Source organism: Variovorax sp. Sphag1AA, from assembly GCF_014192575.1.
Classification (GTDB): domain Bacteria; phylum Pseudomonadota; class Gammaproteobacteria; order Burkholderiales; family Burkholderiaceae_C; genus Variovorax.
Map to the genome: position 1 here is coordinate 65,787 of NZ_JACHYC010000010.1, position 17,987 is coordinate 83,773.

Below are 17,987 nucleotides of genomic sequence, written 5' to 3' on the forward strand. Positions count from 1 at the left end.
CAGTGTTGAAGCAGATTTTCCTGGCGCCGAGCTTCCAGCGATTTCCTGACTTCCGGCCGACCATGGTGCAGGCAGAGGCTCTCTGGCCCCGTCGCCTACGAACCGGATGCGGTGTCGGCGGCTTCGGCGCGAGCCATCTGGTAGCCGTGCCAGAGTCCGCCAGCCATGCGACGTGCGAGATCGTCTGCGCGCTGCTGCAGCACGGCGTTGCCCGATTCGGCGGTGGTCTTCCAGAACAGCGCGAGCCACCGATGAAAGAGCTGCGCCGTCAGGCCGTGGAGTGCCGCGTGCTTCGGCATCGGGGTTCCCTTGTACCGGCCGGTGCCCCGGAGCGCCGACGACCAGAAGTCGATCATCTTCGCGATGTGTTGGTCCCAGTCCGCCAGGTAGGCTTCGAAGACCGGTGCCAGCTCTTCGTCGTTGCGGACCTTGGAATAGAAGCTTTCCACGAGGCGGATCACCTCTTCCTCGGTGACGGCTTGCGGAGGCGGCGGGAAAGGCGCAATCGTGCGAATGGCCATTGGCTCCTGATCCGAGTACATGCGGTGCTCCTTTCCCACGTGGCTGTGGTCAGAGGCTAGTACGCCCGCCGGAAGAGGATCTTGACGATGATCAATGAAGCGTGAGGTCTGACATCATTGCGCCGATCTCACCACCCAAGGAAGCCGGAGACCGCCGCATGACTGATGCCACGCCCTACACGCCACCCACCGTCTGGACCTGGAACAAGGCAAGCGGTGGGCGCTTCGCCAACATCAACCGCCCGATCGCCGGTGCGACCCATGATCACGAGCTGCCGGTGGGACGGCACCCGCTGCAGCTCTATTCGCTCGCGACGCCCAACGGCGTGAAGGTCACGGTGATGCTCGAGGAGCTGCTCGAACTCGGCCACCAGGGTGCGGAATACGACGCGTGGCTGATCCGCATCAACGAGGGCGAGCAGTTCGGCAGCGGCTTTGTCGCGGCCAATCCGAATTCGAAGATCCCGGCCTTGATGGATCGCAGCGGGCCGCAGCCTGTTCGCGTGTTCGAGTCCGGAGCGATCCTCTTGCACCTCGCGCAGAAGTTCAGCGATGCCTTTCTTCCGGCGAATGCCGCGCAGCGTGCCGAGTGCCTGTCGTGGCTGTTCTGGCAGATGGGCAGTGCGCCCTTCCTCGGCGGCGGCTTCGGGCACTTCTACGCCTACGCGCCGGACAAGATCGAATACGCCATCGATCGCTACGCGATGGAGGTCAAGCGCCAGCTCGACGTGCTGGACCGGCGCCTCGCGGAGAGCGCCTACCTGGCGGGGGACGAGTACTCCATCGCCGACATGGCCGTGTGGCCCTGGTACGGCGCGCTGGCCAAGGGGCAGCTCTACGAGGCCGGCGAATTTCTGCAGGTGCAGGAATACACCCATGTGCTGCGCTGGACCAACGAGATCGCCGCGCGGCCGGCGGCGCAGCGGGGTCGCATGGTCAATCGCACCTGGGGCCAGCCGTCCAGCCAGTTGCACGAGCGCCATGATGCGGCGGACTTCCAGACGCGCACGGAGGACAAGCTGTGATCACCCTCTACGACTGCGCCACGGCGCCGAGCCCCCGCCGCGCGCGCATCCTTCTCGCCGAGAAGGGCATTGCGCACACGACGGTCGAAGTGGACCTGCGCAACGGCGAGCAGCTCGGCGAGGCGTTTCGCAAGGTCAACCCGCAATGCACCGTGCCCGTCCTGCAGACAGAGGAAGGACTTCGGCTGACGGACAACGCAGCCATCACGGCCTACCTGGAGGCCCGCTACCCTGAACCGCCGTTGCTGGGAACCACACCGGAGGAAAAGGCCGCGATTGCGAGCTGGAACTGGCGCGTGGAATTCGAAGGCCTGCTCGCGATCGCCGAAACCTTGCGCAACAGCTCCCCGGGGCTCGTCAATCGCGCGCTGCCCGGCCCGGTGGACTACGCGCAGATCCCGGAACTGGCAGCGCGTGGCCTTGAGCGGGTCCAGCGCTTCTTCGACACGCTCGACGCGCGCCTGACGGAGCATGAGTTCATTGCGGCCGATCGCTTCAGCATCGCGGACATCACCGCGGTCGTGGCAGTTGACTTCGCGCGAGTGGTGAAGGTCAGGGTCGACGAGACGCGTCCACACCTGCAGCGCTGGCGCCTGGCGATGGCGCAGCACCCATCGATGGCACTCTGAGGCTCTCGGCGCTTGGGAAGGCGAGGAGTCCGGCGGCAACGTGCCGCCGGACCGGGACTCCCGTCATGCTGCGTTTGCCTGCGAGAGGCTGCAATTGCCTACGTGAGAGGCGCACCGGAAGACCCGCCTGAACTCTACGCCGCTTTGATGCGTTCGGATAGTGTCAGCGACTATCTCAACAGCTGCCCACAGCGAATAGCTCGCGTCTGCGCCTCTATCAAGCAGGCGCGATTCCGAACGGCTCGCCGAGTCGCGCAGCGCCTGGCCTGATGGAACAGGCCAGGTGGCAAGGGCAGGGCACGATTGGCCCGCGCCCAGCAGGAATGCGCCGGCACCGCTAGCATGCGACGTTTTCCCCGAGTCCTTTGCGCCATCTTCCGGCGCGTGGCTCCAAGTCCTGCGCCTTGCACCGATGTCTGCCATCTCCAGCACTCCCACAAGCACCAACCGGCCGATGGTCATCCTGGCCGTCATGGCCTCGATGGCCATGGTCGCGATCGAAGCGACGATCGTCGCCACCGTGATGCCGCAGATCGCCTCGCAGCTCGGCGGCCTGAGCCTCTATAGCTGGGTCTTCGCCTCGTTCCTGCTGGCGCAGACAGCGATGACGGTCGTCTTCGGCAAGCTGTCGGACATCTATGGCCGCAAGCCCGTGATCCTCGTCGGCATCGCAATTTTTCTGATCGGTTCCGTTGCGGCCGGGTTCGCCTGGTCGATGCCGGCAATGATCGCCTTCCGGCTCATCCAGGGCATCGGCGCCGGCGCGATCCAGCCGGTCTCATTGACCATCGTCGGCGATCTCTATCCAGTGCAGGAGCGCGGCAAAGTGCAGGGCTACCTGGCGAGCGTGTGGGCAGTGTCGGCGGTGCTCGGGCCGATGCTCGGAGCGCTGATCGTCACACGGCTGTCGTGGAGCTGGATCTTCTGGATGAACGTACCGATCGGGCTGGCCGCCGCGGCTGGCTTCTGGATTCATCTGCGCGAGGCGCCAGTGACGCGACGAGCTTCCATTGACCTCCCAGGCGCCCTGCTGTTCACCGCCGGCATCGCTTCGCTGATGATCTGCCTGACGGAAAGCGGCCTCGGCCACACCACGGAAGCCTGGAGCTGGGCTGGCGTCTTCGTCGTTGTCGCAGTGCTGTTCACCTTCCAGGAGCGCCGCGTCGCCGACCCGATGGTGTCGTTCGAGCTCTGGAGCCGACGCATCATCGCCACCGTCAACGGCTCGGCGCTGCTGACCGGCATGGCGCTGATCGGCGTCACCAGCTTCCTGCCGATGTACGTGCAGGTGGTGCTGGGGCAATCGCCAGTGGTCGCCGGCCTGGCGCTCACGATGGTGATGCTCGGTTGGCCGATCGGCGCCACCATCGCGTCGCGCAGTTTCATGCGTGTGGGCCTCAGGCGGCTTATGTTGATCGGATCGATGCTGGTGCCGTCCGGCGCCGCAGTTTTCGCACTCCTGCATTCGGATGGCTCGCCAACATCCGCCGGCATCGGCTCTTTCCTCATGGGCCTCGGGATGGGCCTGCTGAGCCTGTGCTCGCTGATCCTGATTCAGGAGTCGGTGACCATGGCGCAGCGCGGTAGCGCCACCGCCTCCAACATCTTCTCCCGCAACCTCGGCAGCGCGCTCGGTGCCACCTTCTTCGGCGCCGTCTTCAACTTCGGACTCGTCCGCCACAACGGTGGCATCTCGGTGCCGGAGGAGCAGTTGCGCGACCTGCTACAGGGCACTGCCGCTTCCAACGTCGGCGAAGCGGGCTTGCGTCTGGCTGTCGGCTCGTCGCTGCACTTGACCTTCGTGGTGATGCTGGCGATGAGCGGGGTGATCCTGGCGCTGGCGCTGCTGCTACCGCGCCAGGGCATGAGCGTGAGGGCCGTCGAAGCGCGTTGAACCAACGCGGGACCCCAACGACCTACGTGATTTCATGTCGGCGCCTCACAAGGCCCGCTTGGACGCACTCTAGATTGGTGCTTCTCGACAAGAGTAGGAGAACACCATGAAACCTGGACTTTCTGCACTCGCGGTGGTCGTTGGGCTGCTGAGCTTTGCAGGTGCGAGTCTTTCCCAGACGACTGCGGTGCCAGCTGCTCCCGATCCTGCAAAGGGAGGACAAGCGAGCACCAAGACGCCCGCCGGCGTGGCGAATCCTACGCAGCGGCCCGATGGAAGCAACCCGGCTTCGCGCGAGGCGGTGAAGTCTGAAGCTCGCGCAGAGAACCGCAGCCCCGCAAACACCACGGTGCCCAAAGGCGAACCTTCGACGATGACGAACAATCAGCCAAATGCTCCTCAGCCCACGGGCGCAATGGGTCGAGCGGAGGTGAAACCCAGCAGTGGCGAGCTCAAGCCGCAAGCCGGCGTCAAGGGCGAGCGTCCTGATGTGCCAACGAACCCGAAGGAAAAGACGGGGACACCCAAATAGTCGGCAGCCATGCCACGTCAGCCTCAGCGACTGCTGCAACCTGCGATGCGCCTACAAATCGCTTCATCGAGACCCGTATAACGGAATCATGTCCCGGCGAGACGAGCTTGTAGCAACCATTCAAGCGCTATCCCAAGAGGAGGCGAAGGTACAGCCAAGTGCCGCTGAGTGGCTGGACCAGCAGGCTCGAGAAAACAAGGTTCCACCGGACTCTTCAACTGAAGAGCATGGAGGAGAGGATCCCGGCGACCACGAAGGACAGTCGGCCTAGGCCCGACGCGATCGTGATCTACAATTGCGATTAATTCGCATTTAGATTGACTCTTCAGCCATTGCTGGGGGGCCATTCAGCTCATGTCCGCGTTGGACCCTGCCTCCCATCACAGTGTCGAGTTCCTCTACCGTGACCACCACGGCTGGTTGCAGGGATGGCTGCGCGGCAAGCTCGGCAGTGCCTTCGATGCGGCCGACCTCGCGCACGACACCTTTGTTCGGATCCTGGTCGACCGCAACGCCCAGCTGATCCGCGAGCCGCGCAGCTATCTGGCCACTATTGCGGGTCGGGTGGTGGTTGACCACTATCGGCGTCAAGCGCTCGAGCGCGCGTATCTCGAAGCCTTGGCGCACTGGCCCCAACCTCTGGCGTTGTCGTGCGAGGAGCGCGCCATCTTGTTGGAGGCTCTCTATGAAATCGACGCCATGCTCGATGGCCTGGGAAGCCGGCTCAAGCAGGTCTTCATCCTCTCTCAGCTCGAGGGGTTGACCTACGCTCAGATCGCCGAGCGCCTGAACATGGGTTTGCGGACAGTCAACAAGTACATGGCGCAGGCTGTCGCGCACATCTGTCTCATGCAGCCTTGACGGCAATGTCTGCACCTCCCATCCGCGCCGCCTCGGAAGTACGGGCCATCGAAGAGGCGGCTGCCTGGTATGCGCACTTGTGTTCCGGCACCGCCACCGATCAGGACCGCCAACGTTGGGAGGCCTGGCACGCAGCGCAGTCGCTCAACGCTGCCGCCTGGGAGCGTGTCGGAGCCATGCAGCGCCGGCTGGCCGCAGTGCCCGGTGCGCTTGCCGCTCCAGCCTTGAACGCCGCGGTCCATGCCGAAGCCCATACGCGCCGCGTCGTGCTGCGCAGCGTTGCCGTGGTGCTGGGTACCAGCGCGCTGGCTTGGTGGGGCTGGCGCCAGCCGGCTCGACAGGAGTGGATGGCGGATCTGCGCACGGGCGTTGGCGAGTTGCGGGACCTCAAGCTCGCTGACGGCTCCAGGCTCGTGCTCAACACGCGCACGGCCGTCGACGTGGCCTTCAACGCTTCCCAGCGCCTGCTGTTGCTGCATGCGGGTGAAATCCTTGTGCAAACCGCGCCGGATCCTCAGATGGTCCCATCGGGTGGTGCGCGGCCTTTCCTGGTCGATACGGCGCATGGCCGCATCCGTGCGCTCGGCACACGCTTTCTGGTGCGCACCGATGCTGATGCCACGCGGGTCACGGTCCTGGATAAGGCGGTCGAGGTTCGGTCTGCAGCAGGAGGCGCTTCGGATTCGCCCATCCTGCTCCGGGCGGGCCAGCAACTGCGCTTCGGTCCGGGGGGCGTCGGGGAGGTCGTGGCTGCCGATCCGGTGGCCGATGCCTGGCGCCAGGGGAGCATCGTCGCGAACGACATGCCGCTCGCCGAGCTGCTGTCGGAACTCGGCCGCTACCGCAGTGGTGTGCTGAGCTGTGACCCGAGCATTGCCGGCCTGCCGGTTTCCGGCGCCTTTCCCGTTCCCGACACGGATCGCGCACTCGCGGTGCTGGCGACCGGGCTGCCGGTGCGCATCGAAACCCGCACGCGCTACTGGGTGCGGGTCATGCCCCGCTGAGCGAGCAATTTTTTTCGCGACGCCGTGCACTTTTGGCGCGGCTCATTCGACTTCCCTCCCGAAGGCGTCGCTCAGACGCTCCAAACCTGAGGGATTTCGATTTCATGACTGTCGCTCGCTCCGCATCGTTCTCCGCGCTGACCAAGGCCGGGTTCTCCGTACATCTCATCGCCCGTGCCGCTCACATCGTGCTGCTGGGCACATTGGCGGCCGCGCCGGGCTTCGTCCAGGCACAGGCATCCGGCGCTCCGGCTGCGAGCGCCTCTGCAGCGCGCCGCTTCGACATCCCCGCCGGTCCCTTGGCACCAGCTGTCAGCCGCTTCGCGGGCGCGGCCGGCGTGGCGATCTCATTCAGCTCGGCGGACCTCAAGGGCCTGCAGTCGCCGGGACTTCAGGGTCTCTACTCCGTGGAAGAGGGTTTCTCACAACTACTGCGCGGCAGTGGCTGGAAGGCCGAGCCTGTCGGTGGCGGGAACTATGCCCTGCGCAAGCTGTCCGCAGCGGAGTCAGAGGCTGCGGATTCGGTCTCGAGTCTGCCGCAGGTGGTGGTGACCGCTTTGGCGCAATCGCCCGGCGACCTGCCAGCGCCCTACAGCGGCGGCCAGGTCGCACGAGGCGGACGGGTCGGGTTGCTGGGAAACAAGGACTTCATGGACACGCCGTTCAGCGTGACGTCCTACACGGCCCAGACAGTCCAGGACCAGCAGGCTCGGACCATCGCGGATGTGGTCGACAACAACCCTGCGTTCCGCTTCATCTATCCGGACAACGACGTCACGACGGATTTCACCGTCCGGGGCAACAAGGTGAAGGCGCTCGACATAGCCTACGGGGGCCTCTACGGCCTGACCTCTCCGGGCGTGGAAGCACTGGAGCGCGTCGAGGTCATCACTGGCGCCAATGCCTTGCTCAATGGCCTGGGCCCGATCGGCGGCGTCGGCGGCAGCATCAACCTGGTTCCCAAGCGTGCGACGAGCACGCCGCTCACCAGACTGTCGACAGGCTACATCTCCGATTCGCAGTTCGGTGTCAGTGCCGACGTGAGCCGGCGTTTCGGCGAAGACGAGCGCTTGGGCGTGCGATTCAACGGCGCCTATAGCGACGGCGACACGGCGACGGAGGGCCAGTCCAAGAAGATCGCCATGGGCGCTCTGGCGCTCGACTACCGCAAAGACAACGTTCGGCTGTCGGCGGACTTGGGATATCGAAAGAACGATGCGCAGTCTCCCTCGCGCACGACTTACGTGCTGTCCGGTTTTCCCATTCCGGCACCACCCCCCTCGGGCCAGAACTGGCAGCAGCGTTGGTCCTATGACAACACCGAGTCGCTCATGGGCACGCTGCGCGGCGAGGTCGACATCTCTCCGGACCTGACGGCCTACGCTGCCGTCGGTGCATCCCGGATGCGCGAGGAAGAACTGTTCGCCAACTCCATCTTGTACGCGGCCAACGGGAACCTGCTGCAGCGGCAGGTGTACTGGCCGGTCTATCGGGACAGCTCGACGGCCGAAACCGGACTGCGTGGGCGCTTCGTCACCGGCACGGTCGGGCATAGCTGGGTCGTGAGTGCTTCAGGCCTGTGGGTCAGCAATGGGATCATCCTGAACAATCTCGCGAACACCTATACCAACATCTACGCGCCGGTGTTCATTGCGCAACCGAGCATTGCTGGTTTGGCCGGACCATCCGATGTGCCCAAGACGGGGGAAACCACCGCTTCCGGGCTCGCGGTCGCCGACACGCTGTCGATGATGGACGACAGGCTGCAGGTGATGCTGGGCCTGAGGTACCAGAGCGTGAAGTCCGAGAACTTCAGCCCCACCAACGGCAGCACGCTCACCAGCTACGACAAGTCCGTGACCACGCCCGGCGTCGGTGTGTTGTTCAAGGCCGCGGACAATGTTTCGCTGTACGCCAACTACATCGAGGGGCTCCAGCAAGGCCCCACCGCGGCGGCGGGATCGTCGAATGCAGGTGAGGTCTTTGCGCCTTATGTCTCCAAGCAGTACGAAGCCGGCGTGAAGGTCGACTTCGGGGGCTTCGCGACCACGCTGGGCGCGTATCAGTTGACGACGCCGAACGGCTTCACCGACCCCAAAACCCTGGTCTATGGCATCAACGGCGAGCAGCGTACGCGCGGGCTCGAGCTGAACACCTTCGGCGAGATCACGCGAGGCGTTCGGCTGCTCGGCGGCGTTGCCTTCGTGAACGCCAAGCAGACGGCGACGGCGGGCGGCATCAACGACGGCAAGCAAGTCACCGGTGCGCCCAAGGTCCAGTTCAACCTGGGAGGCGAATGGGATATCCCGGGCATTCAAGGCCTGACCTTCTCCGCGCGCGCCATCTACACGGACGGGCAATACCTGGATCTCGCCAATCTGCAGCCGATCCCGTCATGGACCCGTTACGACGCCGGTGTGCGTTACCGAACCCAATGGAACGGAACACCGACCACGATCCGCCTCAACGTCCAGAACCTGACCAACAAGAGCTATTGGGCTGCCGCAGTCGACGGCTATCTCGTTCAGAGCTCTCCTCGCACGCTGCAGTTGTCCGCCACGTTTGACTTCTGACGGAAGGCGCACATGGCGTCGGCGGCCGGCTTCCGAGGCTGGTACCAAGTCCACAAGTGGAGCAGCCTGGTCTGCACGTTGTTCCTGCTTCTGCTGTGCGTGACAGGGTTGCCGCTCGTCTTCAGGGACGAGATCGAGACCTGGCAGGCCGAGGCCGTCGCGCCTTCGGCTGCAGGCGCCGACGCACGGCATGCCGATCTCGACATGCTGGTGGCGGCTGCACGCGGTCCCAACGGTCTCTTCCCTTCGGAGACAGTGCGCTGGATCAGTCTGGAGGACGATCGCTCCGAAATCTGGATCGCGCTCGCGCCGACATATGACGCGGATCGGAAGCTCAATCACGTCGTCCGGTTCGATGCCCGTACCGGGCGCGTTCTCGAGCAGCGCCGCTCCGCAGCGGAGGCAAGGCCCGACTTCATCGCGGTCATGTTCTGGCTGCACAAGGGCTTGCTGGCCGGTGAGGTCGGCGAACTGTTCCTGGGTGCGATGGGCATCCTCTTTCTCGTTGCGACGGTGTCGGGCGTGGTTCTGTACGCACCGTTCATGCGCAAGCTCGATTTCGGAACCGTTCGGCAGCACAAGGGGCGCCGCGTGCGGTGGCTGGATCTGCACAATCTGCTCGGCATCTCGACGGTGGCCTGGGTTCTGGTTGTCGGCGTGACGGGGGTACTCAACGAGGTTTCCGAACCGCTCTACGGCCGTTGGCGCGAGACCGCGATCCGGGATCTACTGAAGCCGTACGCGGGCAAGCCCATGCCCACGGAACTCGCGTCCGTGCAGGGGGCCGCCGATGCAGTAGCCCGGGCCTTGCCCGGCATGAAGATCCGCAGCGTGCGCTATCCGGACGGCGAACTGGGCAGTCCACATCACTACCTGGTCTGGGCCATCGGCGACAGTCCGCTTCGATCGCGACTTTTCCAGCCCGCTTTGGTTGATGCGGCAACCGGTGAGCTTTCGAGCATTGGCCATGTGCCGTGGTACTTGAGCGCAGTGCAGCTGGCGCGGCCGCTGCACTTCGGAGACTACGGCGCCATGCCGATGAAAGTCCTTTGGGCGACGCTGGACCTGATCACCATTGCGGTGCTTGGCAGCGGTGTGTACTTGTGGGTTGGGCGGCATTGGCGTCGCCGGCCGCGGACGTGACCCGTCTTTCTCCTCTCCATTGGGGACGAAGATCCCGTGCGTTCCGTTGTCAATTCGAGTCCGCCGCGGTCTGCGATCGCGAGCCGAGATTGAGAATTCACACCAAACGATTGGAGGAGCCATGCTGATATTCACGAATCGCACGATGCAGGCGAGTTCTGACGAGTCTGCATTTGGGGCGGGCTTCAGTCAGGGCTCCGAGATCCTTGGAATGGCGACGGTGGCCAGAAAGGGCAAGAAAGGGTGGTCTGTCGCAGACATCGATTCCGATGTGAACGATGCCGACTCGAAGCAGGCGCTCGTTCCGATCTTCCAGGGAGCGGCGCCGGTCCTGATCTACATCCACGGCTTCAACAATACGCCGGCGAAGTGCTTCGAGCGTTGCCTGAAGCTTGAGTCGCTGTACGGCGTGCAGGTCGTTGGCTTCTCATGGCCATCGGAGGGCTTCCAGGCCGACGGCACGCTGGGGCCGGGCGTCATCCCCAGCGCGGATTCTGGCGACGAGAACGACCTGAGTGCGGTCAACGCCGGCAATCGAAGGGAATCGCCCATTCAGTCGATGATTCATCGATACCACCAGGCAGTCCTCAACGGTAAGAATTCGGTCGACGCTCTCGCGCGCTTCCTGCGGATGGTGGCTGCCGCACGACTGGATGCGAACGCGCAGCCGTTCACATTGGCCGCTCACAGCCTGGGAGCCCAGTTCCTTCAGTACTCGCTGGACATTCCGGTCGTTGCGGAGTCTCTCGCTACAGCCCGGAATGTTGCGCTTCTTGCGCCGTGCGTGCGCGCCAGCGATCACCGAAACTGGATCGGCAAGATTCGGCCGCTAAGCCAGCTCTTCGTGACCTTCAACAAGGGCGACTCGGTGCTGGCCGGCGCGGCCGTCGCGGACCTCGACCTTGGGAGCAACAGTCAGCTCAAACTCGGAACGGACCCCACGCCGGATCGCTTCCGTGAGTCCTACATGCGCTACATCAGCTGCACCAACGCGATGAACGGATTCGGTGGGCATGGGTACTTCGCCCAGGACAAGATGCCCAAGCACATGCAGACCGTTTTCGGGCGCATCTTCAGTTCGAAGCGCGACCTCGAGGCGGGCGAGATCGATCGAAAGATCTATGGGATCAAGGGTGACGAGGACGGGCTCACCTGCTACTTCAACGCGCCCTGAGCAGCACTCCGGTGGCGCTCGTCCGGTCAGTCAGACCTGGGCCATGCCACCGTCGACGAAGAGTTCGATGCCATTGATGAAGCTGGCGGCGTCTGAGGCGAGGAAGGCCACGGCCTTGCCGATCTCGCCGGGCTCGCCCAGACGGCCCAGCGGCACTTGCGAAGCCAGATAGTCGAACAGTCCCTGACGCGCCTCATCGGGCACCAGATCACCCAGGCCTGGCGTGCGGATGGGGCCGGGGCTGACGGCGTTGACGCGGATGCCGCGATCCTTCAGGTCCAGTGCCCAGGAGCGAGCGAAGTTGCGCACCGCTGCCTTGCTGGCGCTGTAGACACTGAAGTTGGCTGTGCCCTGGATGGACGTGGTCGACGAGGTGAGGATCACCGATGCGCCATTGCTCAACAGCGGGAGCGCCTTCTGCACCGTGAACAGCACACCGCGCACATTGGTACCGAAGATGCGGTCGAAGTGCTCTTCGGTGATGGCGCCCAGCGGCAACATGTCGCCGCCGCCGGCATTGGCAAACAGGATGTCCAGCCGACCGGCAGTCTTTGCGATCTGGGCATAGACCGCATCCAGGTCCGACAGCACCGATGCGTCGGCACGCAGCGCGGTGGCGGCCGAACCGATCTGGGCGACTGCTGCATCCAGTTCCGGTTGGCGGCGCCCGGTGATGAAGACCCGCGCGCCCTGGGCCGCCAGTTCCTTGGCGGCACCCAGGCCAATGCCGCTGCTGCCGCCGGTGACCAGGGCGATCTTGCCTTCGAGTTGCTTGTTCATGATGAGCTCCGTTTCGTGACTTGAGGGTTGGTATGGGGAGTGACTTTAGGCCTCGGTCATTGATTGAAAAAGATCAAAGAATGAAATGACTATCCATCTATGTAGATAATGGTGGCCTGCAACGAGGAACGGTCCATGGATCAACTGCTGGCGATGCGCGCCTTTGCCCGCGTAGTGGAATCAGGCGGCTTCACACGGGCGGCCGATTCGCTGGACGTGCCCCTCGCCACGGTCAGCAAGCTGGTCCGGGAACTGGAGGCCCATCTGGGCGTGCGGCTGCTTCAGCGCACGACCCGGCGCGTGACTGTGACGCCGGAAGGCCAGGACTACTACGCCAAGAGCACGCGCATCCTGCGCGATCTGGAGGACATCGACGCTTCGTTCAACCTTGCGCGCGGCAAGCCCCGAGGGCATCTGCGCATCGATGTCGGAGGCTCCACTGCGCGTGACGTACTCATCCCGCTGCTCCCTGATTTCGTGGCGCGCTACCCGGACATCCGTATCGATCTGGGCGTGTCGGATCGCGCGGTGGACCTGATCGGCGACAACGTCGACTGCGTCATTCGCGGCGGTCCGCTGGAAAGTTCATCGCTGGTGGCCCGTCGCTTGGGCGAGGCGTCGCTGATCACTTGCGCCACTCCGAGCTATCTCAAGCAGTACGGCACGCCTGCCTACCCCGACGAATTGAAGAACGGTCACCGGTTGGTGAGCTATGTATTGAGCCATTCGGGCAGGGCAGTGCCGTTTCGCTTCGAGCGCGACGGCGAGAAGACCGAGATCAAGGTCGAGCATCGCATCGGCGTCAATGAGAGCAATGCACACCTGGCGGCCTGCTTGGCGGGCCTGGGCATCGTCCAGACGTTCGCCTACGCAGCCGCATCGTCACTGCGTGACGGCTCGCTGGTGGAAATCCTGAAACCCTGGCGACCGGCGCCATACCCCTTCCACGTCGTGTATCCGCAAACCCGACATGCCACGCAGCGCCTGCGGTTGTTCATCGACTGGTTGCTGGAGGGCTTTCCTGCACGAGTGAGCGAAGGCAAGCCTTCAACGACGACCGAGCCGTCGAACTCGAGGCAGCGTAGACGGCAAGCTCCGCGGGCTAGTTAGTCCAGGGGCGCGATGGCGCCGTTGAGCATCCTCTTCGCCCCAGCGCAGAGGCGACTCCCTGCATGCACAGTAAGCTCGCAGGCCAAGACTGCACGGACGAATTGGCAATGGATACAGGCAAGCAACTGGAAGGGCGACGACTGCAACTCGTGACCTTCCTTGTGACGGGTTCGATGTTCATGGAAGTGCTGGATGGCAACATCATTGCCACCGCACTCCCCGAGATGAGCCGCTCCTTCGGGGTCGACGCCTTGCAGTTGAACATTGCCATCAGCGCCTACCTGTTGGCACTGGGCGTGTTCATCCCCGTGAGCGGGTGGATCGCCGATCGATTCGGGCCGCGCCGCGTGTTCACCTCGGCCATCGCCTGTTTCACCCTGACTTCCGTTGCTTGCGGCCTTGTCGACCATCTGCCCCTGTTCCTCGTGCTGCGCATTCTTCAGGGCGCCAGTGGTGCACTGATGGTGCCGGTGGGCCGGCTGCTGGTGCTGCGATACACGCCGCAGTCACGCCGAATGGCGGCGATGTCGAACCTGGTCTGGCCCGCCCTCACCGCGCCCGTGATCGCGCCGCCCCTGGGGGGCTTCATCGTCAAGCATGCGAGCTGGCACTGGATCTTCTTTCTCAACCTGCCCCTCGGGCTCATCGCCTTCGTGCTGGCGCTTCGGCTGATTCCGGCGCTGGAGCCTGCGCCGCGCCGTCGCTTCGACTGGCTGGGCTTTGCATTGTTCGGCCTGGGCATCTTCGCCCTGCTCAGCTCGCTTGAAGGGCTGGTCGCGAATGCCAACCTGGCCAACCTTGCCCTGCTCGGGGGTGGCATCACCTTGCTTGCGGGCGCGGTCGTGCACTTCCAGCGCTCGGCCAGTCCGATGCTGACGCTCACGCCCCTGCGCATCCCCACCTTTCGAGCGGCCATGGTGGGCGGATCGATCATGCGAATGGCCATTGGCAGCCTGCCCTTTCTTCTGCCCCTGATGTTCCAGATCGGCTTCGGGTTCAACGCTTTTCACTCGGGGTTGCTGCTCCTGGTGGTCTTTGCCGGCAACCTGTCGATGAAGGCGGTGACCACGCCGATCCTTCGACGATTCGGCTACCGGCCAGTGATGCTGTGGAACGGATTGCTGGCTGCTGCCTGCCTTGGCCTTTGCGCACTGATCGGCCCCACCATGCCGATGGGCGTGCTGATGCCGATCCTGTTCTTCTGCGGCATGACGCGCTCGATGCAATTCACCTGCCTGGGCACCATCGCCTTCGCCGACGTGCCCGACCGGCAGATGGCCGATGCCAATGGACTGTTCAATGTGATCTCCCAGGTCGGCATGGCTGCTGGCATCACACTGGGCGCGATGGCCGTACGACTGGGGGGCGCGCTGTCCGAGGGCTTTCATTTCACTGCACCCGCGATCCAGTTCAGGATGGCGTTCCTGCTCATCTCGGTCATTGCGCTGGCCGGCTTGCTGGACACCTTGCGATTGCCCAAGGGCGCCGGCGACCATTTCGTCGCGCGCACCTGAACTGCCCTGTCCGCGCAAGCCCATGAGTTCCCGGCCTGACGTGATTTGAGGCATTGTTGACTGGTCAATCCAGAATGACGTATGCTCCGCGCATGCCAAGACCCAGAGAATTCAATCGACAGGCCGCCCTCGATGCCGCGGTCGAGGTGTTTCGCGAGCACGGATTCGCCGGCACATCGACCGAGATGCTGACCACCGCCATGCAGATCGGCCGCCAGAGCCTCTACGACACCTTCGGCGACAAGTGGCGGCTCTACGGCGAAGCGCTGCAGCAGTATTCGGACGCCGAGACCCGGGCGCACATCGGGGCGCTTGGAAGGGGCGGTAAGGCCATCGACGGCATCGCGCGCATGCTCGCGCGCGTCGTTGCTGAAGCGCGGCAGCCTTGCCTTGGCATCGGGTCGATCAGCGAGTTCGGCGGTGCGAACGAAGACCTCGCAAAGATCCGGGAAGTCGCCGGCAATGCGCTGCGCGAAGCCATGGTCGACAGCGTCCGGCGGGCGCAGAGCGAGGGTGACGTGTCTGCGGACATCGGCGCGCGTCAGGCCGCTGCCTTCCTCCAGGCCCAGATTGCGGCGATCCGGCTCGCCGCGCGCGGTGGTGCGGGCGACGCGGAACTGCGCGCCCTCGGGAAGCTGGCCCTGAAGGCTCTTAGCTAGTTCGTTTTTTTATCTATTCTGGAACGATCGATCAAATAAAAGGAGCTATCGTATGAATGAGAAGCGCCAGGTGGCATTGGTTTTCGGCGGCGCGCGCGGGATCGGCGCTGCAATCGTCAAGCGGCTCGCGGCGGACGGCTACGACGTCGCGTTCACCTACGTATCGCGGCCCGACAAGGCCGACGAACTCGCGACCGCAGTGCATGCCCAAGGGCGGCAGGCGATCGCCATCGAGGCCGACAGCGCAGACCCTGCTGCGATCCGGTCTGCCGTCCAGTTGGCGGTGTCGCGTCTCGGACCGTTGAGTGTTGCAGTCGTCAACGCGGGAGTCCTGCGTCGAGGAAGCATCGACGATTTCAGTCTCGAAGACCTGGACCTCGTGCTCGACGTGAACGTGCGCGGCGTCTTTCTCGCGATCCAGGCGGCCGTCGCGCAGATGCAAGACGGCGGGCGTGTCGTCACGATCGGCAGCAACACCGCAGTGCGAAGCGGCTTTCCGGGCAGCAGTGCCTACTCGATGTCCAAGGCCGCGGTCGCGTCGATGGTGAAGGGCATCGCGCTCGATCTCGCGCCGCGGCGCATCACGGTCAACAACGTGCAGCCGGGGCCGACAGAGACCGACATGACGGCCGCGATGACGGAACAACTGAAGCAGCTGGTGCCGTTGCGGCGCCTCGGCGATCCCTCGGAAGTGGCGGCGCTCGTGTCGTTTCTTTGCGGCCCCGCCTCAGGCTTCATGACGGGTGCGAGTCTTACCGTCGATGGCGGTTACGTGCTCTGACTGGTCTTCTCGCGCAGCGCCCGGATTGGCGCAAGCGTCGTGCGGCCGCCGTTCACGTTGACGCTTCGCGAGAACACCAACGCATCGTCCGCGAACGTCAGTTCGAAGCGATCGCGAAATGCCGTCTCTACGTACTGGCAGTTCAGGGTGAGTGTTTGAGGTGCCGTCCATCCTGCGGCGGCGACGGTGCTCAGCCGCTCTGGTTCGTAGCCGTGGTGCAGACCCATTCCGGGGAGGCTGGTCTCGCCCTCGATCCAGTCTCCATTGAGACCTGCGTCGATCGTATGGACAACGGTGACTGTTTCGATGGCGAGTCGGCAATGCTTCGCGCCACGAAAGCGCAGCGTGATCGAGCGAATACCGTCTTCGTTGGGCAATGCGTCGAAGCGCGTGCCGTCGATCCGATCCGCACATCCTGTGTCCGACGCAGGCGGCGCGATGGCAAGCGCAAGAGCCGAAGTGCGTTCGAGAAGGGCCGCTGCGGAGCCAGCATCAGCGTCCGCGCCGGAGAGGATGGCCGGCAGATGCGCCCACACGATCGGCGGAATGCCCACGTCAGGCCTGCTGATCGACCCGGGCACCGCACCGGTAATGGCCATCGCGAGGCCGTGTTCAGGAAGCACGAACGCATATTGCCCGAACGCACCGAAGGCGTAGAACCCGGGGCGCCCTGGCAGCGCCCACCAGTGCAGGCCGTAGGGCCTCTCAGGCGTGCCCTGGCCAACGGCCTCCACCCATGCTGCAGGAAGATCGCCGACGCTGCAGGCAATCCCGTGCTCGCGGAGACGATCCTCGGGCTGCGCACGCGCACCTCGATGTTTCGCTTCGGCCGGTTTCCTTCAAGGCGCCGGATCGTCATGAGCGAGCATCTGGCCATTCTGGATGCCCTCGCAACCGGGGACGCGAACGCGGCCCGGGAAGCGATGGAGCACCACATCGATCAGGTGCGCGCGACGATCATTGCGCGACTGACTGGCTCCCATCGCCGGCTGTAGGGGCTGCGCGTAGTTGCGCGGCGCGAGCCAGCATCTCCTGGGCGACCGCGCGGAAACGCGCATCGGGCGAATCGGACAGCAGGCGGCTGGCTTCTTCGAGGAAGTCCGGGGTCGCCGTGAGCGGCACGCGGCGCAGCCAATCGAGCGACGCTTCGACAGCGCCGCGCTCTGCGAGCATGCGCGCATAGTTGTACTGGCCACGGAAGTCGCCCCCTTCGGCACCGCGGCGGTAGCAGTCCATCGCCTTCTCCAGGTCGCGCGGGACGCTGAGTCCGTCTTCATGAAAGCGACCCGACTTCGTCATCGACTTGGCATGACCCATTTGCGCGGCCTGCGTGTAAAGGGCCAACGCCTGTGCATCGTCGCGAGGGATTCCCTGGCCCGACGCGTACTGGTTGGCGAGGTTGTAGAGCCCGGCATCGAGGCCCTTGATGGCGGCGTGCCGATACCAGCGGATGGCCGCCTGAAGATCCGGCTCGACCCCCCAGCCGTTCTCATAGCAGCGCCCCGTCATGTTCATGCCGGTGTCGTCGCCTTGTTGAGCCGCCTTGAGAAACCAGGCGAAGGCATCACCCGGATTGCGTGCGGCGCCGCGGCCTTCCAACAACCATTGCCCGAGCACCGACTGCGACCCCGCATGGCCCTGGCGAGCGGCCGCCGTCATCCATTGGATCGCGACTTGCGGCGGCGCCTCCAGCACGGCTTTCCACTGCGCTGCGCTGAGTTTGCGAAGTGCCTGCGGATCCGTGGGCAGAGGAGGCAGCGAGGTCGACGATGAAGAAGACATGGGCA

18 protein-coding genes are annotated in these 17,987 nt (G+C 64.4%); 14 read left to right on the plus strand and 4 right to left on the minus strand.

All coding sequences use genetic code 11. The features are described 5' to 3' along the window. Positions 1 to 95: 95 nt before the first annotated feature. Positions 96 to 542: a group III truncated hemoglobin gene (locus FHW64_RS31125; protein ID WP_409350663.1), complete on the minus strand. Its 447-nt coding sequence runs from the start codon at positions 540 to 542 to the stop codon at positions 96 to 98. A gap of 137 nt (positions 543 to 679) precedes the next feature. Between FHW64_RS31125 and yghU the strand changes: the two genes are divergently transcribed. The 9 genes from yghU (at position 680) to FHW64_RS31170 (ending at position 11,356) form a co-directional block, all read left to right on the plus strand. Next, positions 680 to 1,546, plus strand: coding sequence for a glutathione-dependent disulfide-bond oxidoreductase (yghU, locus tag FHW64_RS31130; protein ID WP_184532747.1), 867 nt, complete (start codon positions 680 to 682; stop codon positions 1,544 to 1,546). Then, a complete protein-coding gene (locus FHW64_RS31135; RefSeq protein ID WP_184532749.1) occupies positions 1,543 to 2,175 on the plus strand; it encodes a glutathione S-transferase family protein in 633 nt (210 codons plus the stop codon). The genes yghU and FHW64_RS31135 overlap by 4 nt, the downstream gene beginning before the upstream one ends. 421 nt (positions 2,176 to 2,596) lie before the next feature. After that, positions 2,597 to 4,069 carry an MDR family MFS transporter gene (locus tag FHW64_RS31140; RefSeq protein WP_184532925.1) on the plus strand — a complete coding sequence of 491 codons (1,473 nt, stop codon included), beginning with the start codon at positions 2,597 to 2,599 and terminating at the stop codon, positions 4,067 to 4,069. 106 nt (positions 4,070 to 4,175) lie between these two features. Next, on the plus strand, positions 4,176 to 4,601 hold the full coding sequence (locus FHW64_RS31145) for a serine/threonine protein kinase (protein ID WP_184532751.1): 426 nt from the start codon (positions 4,176 to 4,178) through the stop codon (positions 4,599 to 4,601). A gap of 354 nt (positions 4,602 to 4,955) precedes the next feature. Further along, a complete protein-coding gene (locus FHW64_RS31150; RefSeq protein ID WP_184532753.1) occupies positions 4,956 to 5,462 on the plus strand; it encodes a sigma-70 family RNA polymerase sigma factor in 507 nt (168 codons plus the stop codon). Between the two features lie 5 nt (positions 5,463 to 5,467). After that, positions 5,468 to 6,466 carry a FecR domain-containing protein gene (locus FHW64_RS31155; protein ID WP_184532755.1) on the plus strand — a complete coding sequence of 333 codons (999 nt, stop codon included), beginning with the start codon at positions 5,468 to 5,470 and terminating at the stop codon, positions 6,464 to 6,466. Between the two features lie 104 nt (positions 6,467 to 6,570). Continuing rightward, positions 6,571 to 9,039: a TonB-dependent receptor gene (locus FHW64_RS31160; RefSeq protein WP_184532757.1), complete on the plus strand. Its 2,469-nt coding sequence runs from the start codon at positions 6,571 to 6,573 to the stop codon at positions 9,037 to 9,039. Between the two features lie 12 nt (positions 9,040 to 9,051). Beyond that, a complete protein-coding gene (locus tag FHW64_RS31165; RefSeq protein ID WP_184532759.1) occupies positions 9,052 to 10,182 on the plus strand; it encodes a PepSY domain-containing protein in 1,131 nt (376 codons plus the stop codon). Beyond that, positions 10,148 to 11,356, plus strand: coding sequence for an alpha/beta hydrolase (locus FHW64_RS31170; protein ID WP_184532761.1), 1,209 nt, complete (start codon positions 10,148 to 10,150; stop codon positions 11,354 to 11,356). The genes FHW64_RS31165 and FHW64_RS31170 overlap by 35 nt, the downstream gene beginning before the upstream one ends. Positions 11,357 to 11,386: 30 nt before the next feature. On the opposite strand, the gene FHW64_RS31175 is transcribed toward FHW64_RS31170, so the two are convergent. Beyond that, a complete protein-coding gene (locus FHW64_RS31175; RefSeq protein WP_184532763.1) occupies positions 11,387 to 12,136 on the minus strand; it encodes an SDR family NAD(P)-dependent oxidoreductase in 750 nt (249 codons plus the stop codon). Between the two features lie 135 nt (positions 12,137 to 12,271). Between FHW64_RS31175 and FHW64_RS31180 the strand changes: the two genes are divergently transcribed. The 4 genes from FHW64_RS31180 to FHW64_RS31195 all read left to right on the plus strand — a co-directional run bounded on the left by FHW64_RS31180 (position 12,272) and on the right by FHW64_RS31195 (position 16,200). Continuing rightward, a complete protein-coding gene (locus FHW64_RS31180; RefSeq protein ID WP_184532765.1) occupies positions 12,272 to 13,246 on the plus strand; it encodes a LysR family transcriptional regulator in 975 nt (324 codons plus the stop codon). Between the two features lie 107 nt (positions 13,247 to 13,353). Next, entirely contained in the window at positions 13,354 to 14,760 is a 1,407-nt protein-coding gene (locus tag FHW64_RS31185; RefSeq protein ID WP_184532767.1) for an MFS transporter, read from the plus strand. A 92-nt stretch (positions 14,761 to 14,852) separates the two neighbouring features. After that, entirely contained in the window at positions 14,853 to 15,419 is a 567-nt protein-coding gene (locus FHW64_RS31190; RefSeq protein WP_184532769.1) for a TetR/AcrR family transcriptional regulator, read from the plus strand. Between the two features lie 52 nt (positions 15,420 to 15,471). Beyond that, entirely contained in the window at positions 15,472 to 16,200 is a 729-nt protein-coding gene (locus tag FHW64_RS31195; RefSeq protein WP_184532771.1) for a 3-oxoacyl-ACP reductase family protein, read from the plus strand. On the opposite strand, the gene FHW64_RS31200 is transcribed toward FHW64_RS31195, so the two are convergent. Next, the gene (locus FHW64_RS31200; protein WP_184532773.1) at positions 16,188 to 16,934 is read right to left on the minus strand and encodes a hypothetical protein; all 747 of its coding nucleotides are present in this window, start codon (positions 16,932 to 16,934) and stop codon (positions 16,188 to 16,190) included. The two genes, FHW64_RS31195 and FHW64_RS31200, sit on opposite strands and share 13 nt — an antisense overlap. Here FHW64_RS31200 and FHW64_RS34610 point away from each other — a divergent pair. Beyond that, entirely contained in the window at positions 16,887 to 17,195 is a 309-nt protein-coding gene (locus FHW64_RS34610) for an FCD domain-containing protein (RefSeq protein WP_311733414.1), read from the plus strand. The genes FHW64_RS31200 and FHW64_RS34610 overlap by 48 nt on opposite strands. Here the strand turns inward: FHW64_RS34610 and FHW64_RS31210 are convergent. Further along, positions 17,158 to 17,982: a tetratricopeptide repeat protein gene (locus FHW64_RS31210; protein ID WP_184532777.1), complete on the minus strand. Its 825-nt coding sequence runs from the start codon at positions 17,980 to 17,982 to the stop codon at positions 17,158 to 17,160. The genes FHW64_RS34610 and FHW64_RS31210 overlap by 38 nt on opposite strands. Between the last annotated feature and the right edge of the window lie 5 nt (positions 17,983 to 17,987).